The sequence below is a fragment of the Sporosarcina beigongshangi genome (genome assembly GCF_033485195.1).
In the GTDB taxonomy this organism is placed as follows: Bacteria; Bacillota; Bacilli; order Bacillales_A; family Planococcaceae; genus Sporosarcina; species Sporosarcina beigongshangi.
In genome coordinates this window covers 1-8,583 of record NZ_JAWLIR010000009.1, presented here as the reverse complement: position 1 = coordinate 8,583, position 8,583 = coordinate 1, and the positions used below count along the sequence as shown (strand labels likewise).

12 protein-coding genes and 1 riboswitch are annotated in these 8,583 nt (G+C 41.7%); of the genes, 9 read left to right on the top strand and 3 right to left on the bottom strand.

Going from position 1 to position 8,583, the window contains the following annotated elements; genetic code table 11:
• Positions 1-50: 50 nt before the first annotated feature.
• On the bottom strand, positions 51-281 hold the full coding sequence (gene yidD, locus R2B77_RS07175; protein WP_203246994.1) for a membrane protein insertion efficiency factor YidD: 231 nt from the start codon (positions 279-281) through the stop codon (positions 51-53).
• A 91-nt stretch (positions 282-372) separates the two neighbouring features.
• Here yidD and R2B77_RS07170 point away from each other — a divergent pair, with 91 nt between their 5' ends.
• From R2B77_RS07170 to R2B77_RS07145, 6 genes are all read left to right on the top strand, one after another.
• Positions 373-822, top strand: coding sequence for a Dps family protein (locus R2B77_RS07170; protein WP_203246995.1), 450 nt, complete (start codon positions 373-375; stop codon positions 820-822).
• 63 nt (positions 823-885) lie between these two features.
• A complete protein-coding gene (locus R2B77_RS07165; protein ID WP_203246996.1) occupies positions 886-1,068 on the top strand; it encodes a putative motility protein in 183 nt (60 codons plus the stop codon).
• Between the two features lie 87 nt (positions 1,069-1,155).
• The gene (locus tag R2B77_RS07160; RefSeq protein WP_203246997.1) at positions 1,156-1,464 is read left to right on the top strand and encodes a hypothetical protein; all 309 of its coding nucleotides are present in this window, start codon (positions 1,156-1,158) and stop codon (positions 1,462-1,464) included.
• 25 nt (positions 1,465-1,489) lie between these two features.
• On the top strand, positions 1,490-1,951 hold the full coding sequence (locus tag R2B77_RS07155) for an NUDIX hydrolase (RefSeq protein WP_212391336.1): 462 nt from the start codon (positions 1,490-1,492) through the stop codon (positions 1,949-1,951).
• Complete coding sequence (locus R2B77_RS07150) at positions 1,941-2,732, top strand: alpha/beta hydrolase family protein (RefSeq protein ID WP_203246998.1); 792 nt, start codon at positions 1,941-1,943, stop codon at positions 2,730-2,732. Before R2B77_RS07155 ends, R2B77_RS07150 begins: the two co-directional genes overlap by 11 nt.
• On the top strand, positions 2,729-3,178 hold the full coding sequence (locus R2B77_RS07145; protein WP_203246999.1) for a hypothetical protein: 450 nt from the start codon (positions 2,729-2,731) through the stop codon (positions 3,176-3,178). Before R2B77_RS07150 ends, R2B77_RS07145 begins: the two co-directional genes overlap by 4 nt.
• 49 nt (positions 3,179-3,227) lie before the next feature.
• On the opposite strand, the gene pckA is transcribed toward R2B77_RS07145, so the two are convergent.
• Positions 3,228-4,814: a phosphoenolpyruvate carboxykinase (ATP) gene (gene pckA / locus R2B77_RS07140; protein WP_212391386.1), complete on the bottom strand. Its 1,587-nt coding sequence runs from the start codon at positions 4,812-4,814 to the stop codon at positions 3,228-3,230.
• Between the two features lie 308 nt (positions 4,815-5,122).
• Positions 5,123-5,259, top strand: a riboswitch (SAM riboswitch).
• A 328-nt stretch (positions 5,260-5,587) separates the two neighbouring features.
• Between pckA and metK the strand changes: the two genes are divergently transcribed.
• The 3 genes from metK (at position 5,588) to R2B77_RS07125 (ending at position 7,812) form a co-directional block, all read left to right on the top strand.
• Entirely contained in the window at positions 5,588-6,784 is a 1,197-nt protein-coding gene (gene metK, locus R2B77_RS07135; protein ID WP_203247001.1) for a methionine adenosyltransferase, read from the top strand.
• Complete coding sequence (locus R2B77_RS07130; protein ID WP_322555668.1) at positions 6,733-7,173, top strand: hypothetical protein; 441 nt, start codon at positions 6,733-6,735, stop codon at positions 7,171-7,173. Before metK ends, R2B77_RS07130 begins: the two co-directional genes overlap by 52 nt.
• 312 nt (positions 7,174-7,485) lie before the next feature.
• Positions 7,486-7,812 carry a hypothetical protein gene (locus R2B77_RS07125; protein ID WP_203247003.1) on the top strand — a complete coding sequence of 109 codons (327 nt, stop codon included), beginning with the start codon at positions 7,486-7,488 and terminating at the stop codon, positions 7,810-7,812.
• 167 nt (positions 7,813-7,979) lie between these two features.
• Here R2B77_RS07125 and R2B77_RS07120 read toward each other — a convergent pair whose 3' ends face one another.
• Entirely contained in the window at positions 7,980-8,492 is a 513-nt protein-coding gene (locus tag R2B77_RS07120) for a gamma carbonic anhydrase (RefSeq protein WP_203247004.1), read from the bottom strand.
• Positions 8,493-8,583: the final 91 nt, after the last annotated feature.

The window sequence follows — 8,583 nt, the reverse complement described above, 5'->3', positions numbered from 1 at the left end:
ATTGATTTTTGGGCAAAGAAAAACGGCCGGCAATGATGCCGAACCGCGCTCTACTTTTCCACCGATTCTTTCTCCGGAACAGGGTCAAATCCACCTGCATGAAAAGGATGACATTTTGAAATGCGACGAACCGCTAGCCACGAACCCTTCAGCGCCCCATGTTTGTCGATGGCTTCAATCCCGTAATGTGAGCAGGTAGGATAGAAGCGGCATGATGGTGGTGTTAACGGTGAAATAGCTTTTTGATAAAATTTGATGATGCCCATTAAAATTGTTTTCAAGTTCATAACTCCCTATTCATGCTGTTATGTTTATTCTACTGGCTTAAGAGGTAAATTAACAGAGAGATGAATTATAAGGAGAGGTTTTGTTATGTCGAAAGAACTTATTCAGGAATTGAATATCCAAGTATCTTCATGGTCGGTGATGTATGCCAAATTGCATAATTATCATTGGTACGTCAAAGGCAATCAGTTTTTCACGCTGCATACAAAATTTGAGGAGTTATATAACGAGGCGACGCTGCATATGGACGAAATCGCTGAGCGGATTTTGACATTGGGCGGCGATCCTGTCGCTACGCTGAAAGAACATTTGGAGCAGTCTGTCGTGAAAGAAGCAACAGGGAAAGAGACCGCAGATGATATGGTAAAAAATATTGCGAATGATTTCGGGGAGATTATGAAATCACTGAAAAAAGGTATGGAATTTGCCGGACAAGATGGCGACGACATGACAGAGGATATATTGAATGCAACATACCAAAGTATCGAGAAACATCAATGGATGCTGAATGCATTCCTTGGTGAGGGTAATAAATAATCGACTACCCTTAAAAATATGCCTAATTTGCCGATATTAAGTTTGTGAAGGGAGTGATGGCAAATGGAAATGAATTCAATTATGGCGAGCCAACTTAGAAGTTTGCAATCGCTTGTACAAATGAGTGTTTTGAACAAAGCACTATCAATGGAGACGAGCGCGGTGACGGAAATGCTGGAGGTTTTACCTGATCAACCTGCAGCGGCTCATCCAACTAAAGGCACTGTAATTGACGTTACAGCGTAAATCTCTAAAAAACATGCATCTCCATTTATTGGAGATGCATGTTTTTGTGTGAGGAGGCCATCTTAAAAATAAAAAGGATGGATTTGCATGGAGAAATATAAAATGTACGTATCAATCGTTCATCAGCAAGTGTACCATCATCCGGATGATTCACCGTGGGAATATGAAGTCCATGTCACTGAAGAATATGTTCCGGTATTCCATCGATTGTTCCATCAGATGGACCGGTTAGAAATTCGTAACTTTCTTAGGGCGCATTTACCTTATATCCCGTACCACTATGATCAAGATAACCGCGATATTGATTTGCGGACGATGAAGGTGTATGCGCTGATTCATGAGTTTACGGATGACAAGTCGAAACGATTTATTGAGAAGCTACCGTATTTTCGTTAAACTATAACGAAAGGACGTGATGGCAATGTTGACATATAATGATGTGAACGGTGGACGTGTGGAGCTGACATTCGGGGACAATCACCTCGGCATGGAGGCTCGACATGTACTTGTTGTACTAAAATATAGTGAAAAATGGTTATTAACACGACATTCGATTCGGGGTATTGAATTTCCGGGCGGCAAGGCGGAAGACGGAGAGTCTATCGAGGAGGCTGCCATTCGTGAAACGATAGAAGAAACGGGTGTGACGATTACGGATCTTATCAAGGTAGCCGAATATGTTGTGCATAGTGATAGTACATTTTGCAAGGCTGTATTTACGGGAAAAGTTACATATATTGATGAACAACCGACACTTCATGAAACGGAAGGTGCGATATGGCTGTCCAGTGATGAATTGGATCGATGTGAGGAATTGAGTTTTCATATGAAGGGTACGGGAATGGACATCATAAGAGAGCGAGTAGAAGAGCATGAATCGTGATGGTATTATTGTTCATCGGCGTCCTTATCCTTCGCCAAACCCTCATGTACTGCTTGAGGAAATTACGTATTGGTCGGATGGCTTGCGAGTGAAGGGGCTGATGGCGGAGCCAATTGCCGACGGGAATTATGAAGGTATTCTCTATTTGAGGGGCGGCATGCAACATGTGGGCATGGTTCGTCCAGCGCGTATTGCCCAGTTCGCGTCGCAGGGCTTTGTGGTCTTTGCACCTTATTATCGCGGTAATCGTGGTGGCGAGGGACGCGACGAGTTTGCAGGTGCTGATCGACACGACGCGGTGAATGCGGTCGATGTACTAAAGCAACACCAAAAGATGAACCGGGAAAAAGTTCACTTATTTGCCTTTTCACGCGGTGGTATCATGGCTTTGTGGACCGCTATTTTACGCGAAGACATTGCATCTATCGTTACGTGGGCGGGCGTGTCTGATGTCGTTTTTACATATAAGGAACGCAAAGACATGCGGCGTATGATGAAGCGAGTGATTGGTGGAACACCAAACAATATGCCGGATGAATACCGAGAGCGCACTGCATTGCTCCGTGTTCATGACATTGAAGCACCCACCCTTATCATTCATGGGATGCTCGATACCAATGTATCCTTTCAACAGGCTATATTGCTTGAAGATGCCCTTCGACAACATGACAAAGCCTACGAAACCTGGTACTTTTCGGAGTATACGCATTTTATCCCACCTGCGATGAATGCACAGCTAGTTCGTGATTTATGTTTATGGATGAGGAGGCAGGGGACATGAAAAAGCATGTTTATATTGGGCCGCAAACGATTAGTACGAAGGAGAAGTCAGGTTTCCCACAAGATATTTCATTTTGGCAGCCACTGTGGGCAAAGTTCTCAAGGCAAGCTTCAACGATGGATATTCATTGTTGGGCAGTAGAAAGCGAAGCTCGAGTGCAGTTAGGTACGCGAATGAAGGAAGTTGGACAAGTTCAAGGAACAAAGACAATTGCATTTCAAGCAGAACTTACTGAAGAAATAATTGACTGGATGTCTACAGAGTCGTTTGACAAGCATGGTGGACTAAAATGGTTTTCGATTTTCCTTTATGATTCATTTGGGGAATTAGTGTTAATAGTAGGACACTATGGTGGTGAAGTAGTTTTTTATTTACAACAGAAAGCGGAAATTGATGAGGTAAAGTCCTTTTTTGAAGGAGATTTCACTATACATGTATATGACTAAAAATAAAAACAGGGTAGCACATGTAGTATGTGTTACCCTGTTTAAACTATTAAGCAATAGGTCCGCCCTTAAGAGAAATGTCTTCAGAAACTGTACCGAATTTCTTAAAGTTTTTACGGAATAAATCCGCCAATTCATTTGCTTTTACATCATAAGCAGTGCCGTCAGTCCATGCATTACGTGGGTTCAAGACCTCTGCTGGAACCCCTTCGATAGCGTTTGGCATTTCAAGACCGAATATATCGTTTGTCGTTGTGTCAACATCGTTCAATTGCCCTGCAAGTGCAGCACATACCATTGCGCGTGTGTGTTTCAGATCCATACGTTTTCCGACGCCGTATACGCCACCAGTCCAGCCTGTGTTGACAAGGAATACTTGTGCACCATGCTCGTCGATTTTCTTACCAAGCATTTCTGCGTAAACCGTTGCAGGGAGCGGTAAGAAGGGCGAGCCGAAGCATGTCGAGAAGGTAGCTTCAGGTGACGTAATGCCACGCTCCGTTCCCGCAAGCTTCGATGTGAAACCGCTTAGGAAGTGGTACATGGCCTGTTCTTTTGTCAATTTCGAAATCGGAGGCAACACGCCAAATGCGTCTGCAGTTAAGAAAACAATTGTTTTCGGATGACCTGCAACAGAAGGATCGACGATGTTATCGATTGCTTGAATTGGGTATGCCGCCCGTGTGTTTTCAGTTAATGAACCATCATTATAATCAGGAATACGTGTGTCTGGATCGACAACAACGTTTTCTAAAACGGAACCGAAACGAATGGCGCCAAAGATTTCAGGTTCTTTTTCTTGTGATAAATTAATGCATTTTGCATAACATCCGCCTTCCATATTGAATACACCATTGTCAGACCAGCCATGCTCATCATCACCGATTAGTTTGCGGTCTGCAGATGCGGAAAGCGTTGTTTTCCCTGTGCCAGACAGCCCAAAGAACAAGGCGACATCTCCATCTTGACCAACGTTAGCTGAACAGTGCATAGGGAGTATATCGTTTTCTGGAAGCAGGTGGTTCATAATAGAAAAGATTGATTTTTTCATTTCACCAGCGTATTCAGTTCCACCAATTAAGACGATTCGTTTTTCCATTGAAACAATGATGAATGTCTCTGAATTCGTCCCATCAACTGCAGGGTCTGCTTTAAAGGTAGGAGCAGAAAGAATCGTGAATTGCGCCTCATGATTGTTCAATTCCTCTTTTGTTGGACGAATGAATAGGTTATGAACGAACAGATTATGCCATGCAAACTCATTGACGACTTGAATAGCTAGGCGTGAGGCCGGGTCAGCACCTGCAAATCCTTTGAAAACGAATAGCTCATCATTGACTTTTAAGTGGTTAATGACTTTATTATATAGTGAATCAAAAATTTCAGAAGAAATCGGGCGGTTTACGTTGCCCCAATCAATTTTGTCTTTTGTAGATGCTTCTTCAACGATGTATTTATCTTTAGGGGAGCGACCCGTATACTTGCCAGTTTGTGCCGTGATCGCGCCATCGGCAGTTAATTGCGCTTCTCCACGTGCTGTTGCCTTTTCAACAAGCTGTGGAACAGAAAGCTGAATTTTTACATTTTTACCTGAAAGAAGATCTTTAAGCTTGTCGCTCATTTTCGCTGATATCATAGTCATCTACCATCCTTTTGATATAGACCCATGCAGTGGGTGACATCTTATTTTTAATTAGTATAACACATTAAGAATAATAGTCTATACTAATTCAAACTGCAACTAATTAACTTGATTCAGCAGAAGAACCCCTGCTGAATCAAGTTAATGCCTCCGGCGGATGCCACAGATTTTTTAAAGGAATTTCTCGAGCAAGCTCGAGAAAAATCTGGGCGCAAATACGTTTGCAACGTATTTATATGCAAAACATCAAAATTAATTGACAAAAATCGATAATTTACGTAGTATGGATAGTTGAACGGATACTCTTATCCCGAGCTGGTGGAGGGGTCAGGCCCTATGAAACCCGGCAACCTGCAAAGACCATGTTGTCTACGCGAAGGTGCCAAACCTGTAGCAAGGTATTTATCTGGGTACAGATAAATATTTTGGATGATAAGAGTGAAAGGTGCTTTAGAAATCATGCCCTTCACTCATGTAGTTAATACGTGAGTGAAGGGCTTTTATCTTTGTTCAGCAGGCATACAATACTTGTTAAACAAAGATAAAGCCTCCGGCGGATGGCACAAATTTTGAAGGGAGTTAATTGCGCCCGCGCAATTCAAAATTGGGACGCAATTACGCCGAGGCGTAATTGATTATATGATATCGCCCTTTATCCTCGTGTATAGAGCTCGCAATGGCTTGCAGTTCCTTTCCCTATAGGAATGGGACTCTACATGGGACATATGAGTACCGTATCAATCTCGTAGGATATAGGAGGAACTAACATGACAAATCGTCGACTATTTACATCAGAATCAGTAACAGAAGGACATCCGGACAAAATGTGTGACCAAATTTCGGATGCTATTTTAGATGCGATTTTACTAGAAGATCCAAATGCGCGTGTCGCATGTGAAACAACGATTACGACTGGGCTTGTCCTAGTGGCAGGAGAAATTACGACGACGACTTACGTAGATATTCCAAAAGTTGTTCGTGAAACAGTAAAAGAAATTGGCTATACACGTGCGAAATATGGTTTTGATTGGGAAACATCAGCAGTTTTGACTGCAATCGACGAACAATCAGCTGACATTGCTGCGGGCGTTGACCAAGCACTAGAAGCACGCGAAGGTTCTATGACGGAAGATGAACTTGAAGCAATCGGTGCAGGTGACCAAGGTTTGATGTTCGGTTATGCTTGCAATGAAACACCAGAATTGATGCCACTTCCAATTAGCCTTGCGCACAAACTTTCACGTCGTCTTGCACAAGTACGTAAAGAAGAGACGCTAGATTACTTACGCCCTGACGGGAAAACGCAAGTGACAGTTGAGTATGATGAACAGAATAATCCAGTTCGAATCGATACAATCGTCATTTCAACACAACATCATCCGGAAGTGACGCTTGAGCAAATTCAGCATGACATAAAAGAAGTTGTCATTGACGCTGTAGTACCAGTTGAATTGATTGACGACAATACGAAATACTTCATTAACCCAACGGGACGTTTTGTTATTGGTGGACCACAAGGAGATGCGGGTCTAACAGGTCGTAAAATCATCGTGGACACATACGGTGGCTATGCACGTCATGGTGGCGGTGCATTCTCTGGGAAAGATGCAACAAAAGTGGACCGTTCCGCTTCTTATGCGGCTCGTTATGTGGCGAAAAACATCGTGGCCGCGGGACTTGCAGATCGTTGTGAAGTCCAACTTGCCTATGCAATTGGTGTAGCGCAACCTGTATCGATTTCGATTGATACATTTGGAACAGGCACAGTAGCAGAAAGCAAATTGGTGGAGCTTGTACGTGGATTATTCGATCTTCGTCCAGCCGGCATCATCAAAATGCTTGACCTACGTCGTCCAATTTATAAACAAACAGCTGCTTACGGTCACTTCGGCCGTACAGACATCGAATTACCATGGGAGCAAACAGACAGAGCTGCTGCTTTGAAAGAACAAGCGGGACAGTAATTGTAAAGAAAAAAGGCACAGTGAGTGGGGGTGATTCCACTTGCTGTGCTTTTTTCGATAAGCAGATTTGTAAAAGGATAATAGGTGATTCAGAGGAAATAGCAAAAATCACTATTTTGAACGGAAATACAGGAGGATTTAAGGAAATCACAGATGCAGCTGAGATTAAAGAAATAATTTCGGACTTTGAAAATGTTGATTTTAAGATTTCGGGAGTAGCATTTGGTAGAATGGGTGCTGGATTTAGAGTGAAATTTTACGATAAGAAAGATAAGTTAATTTCAAAAACTATAGTAAATAGCGAAGATACTTTAAGAGATAATTTCTTTTTTTATAAACGATTAACAGGGGAAATTAATGTGAACAGGTTAAGGGAACTTGCGGAATGATTAGAGTCATTTATTACTGTTAGAAAAATAATGTTTGTACTGTTGATAAAACCGATGGATAGACATGTCGCAATCTTTATAAACGTTTTTCGTACGAGGACTTACCTATAAGTACAAAAATTGCGTTGAAGTCGCTGGGCACTAGGAATACCTTTCACATACGATAGATAGACTCGCTGTCAAGATTGAATAATACACGATATATTCGACCTGCTGTGATTTTTTATAGGCAGGGATAAAATGAAACTATTCCGAGAATATTTCGTATAGTAAGTATAACCTTGTCGAAAGACAATAAGGGGGCAGTCTACTGTGGATAAAATCATACGTGCTGTTTTGACTTTAATGGTAGCTATGGTTTTTGCTTCAATACTATTTACTACAACAGATAGTAAAATTATTATAAGTATTGGTATTTTCCTTGGCGTTTTCATTTCCACATTTGTCTTTTACTATAAAAAAACAAAGCTGACTACATTAAATAGTATAGGTTGGATTTTTGTTATTGTATTAGGATTAGGCTATGTCTATTATCCAGAACAATTTTCAAGTGTTACAAGTAGTTTAGGTGGTTTGATTTGTATCGTTATTGGTATGTCACTAATCATGTATAAACCTAAGACTATATCTGAATTATGAGTTGGCCACAGAAAGAGAGCTTAAAATAAGAAGGTGATTTAATGACGAGTATTGGCTTACTTGGGTTAATTTTATTACTAGGTGTCGTGGTATTCATTGTGCTAATAGCTCTAGTCGTTTTATTATTCATCAAAAAGTAAGAGCCATCCAATAGGACGGCTCTTTTGTCATTTCTGTAACCCTTTGTAATACTGACCTTTTTCAGCGTACTCGCGAACAATGCGTTCCATATCTTTACGATCTTCATCGTTTAGTTCGCGCACAACTTTGACAGGTGAACCGAACGCTAGTGAATTTGCAGGAATTTTCTTGCCGGGTGGAACTAAGCTGCCCGCCCCGATGAATGCACCTTCGCCGATTTCCGCTCCGTCTAAAACAATAGAACCCATGCCGATCAATGCACCTTTTTTGACAGTGCAGCTATGTAGCGCTACTTGGTGACCAATGGTGACTTCATCTTCTAGAATGAGTGGGAATTGTGGACTTTGATGAAGGCAGCATAGATCTTGAATGTTGACCTTGCGTCCGATAATTGTGGGTGAGACGTCACCGCGAATGACCGTATTGAACCAAATGGTCGATTCTGGACCAATTGTGACATCTCCTGTGATTGTTGTATAATCTGCGATGAAAACGGATGGATCGATTACGGGTGTTTTATCATGAAATGGGTAAATCATAGTGTTCTCCTCTTTTCTCTCTATCGTGTATAATTATCTTAACAAACATTATGTTTATCTTCATTCATCAGGTTTTCAAATGCCTGATGAA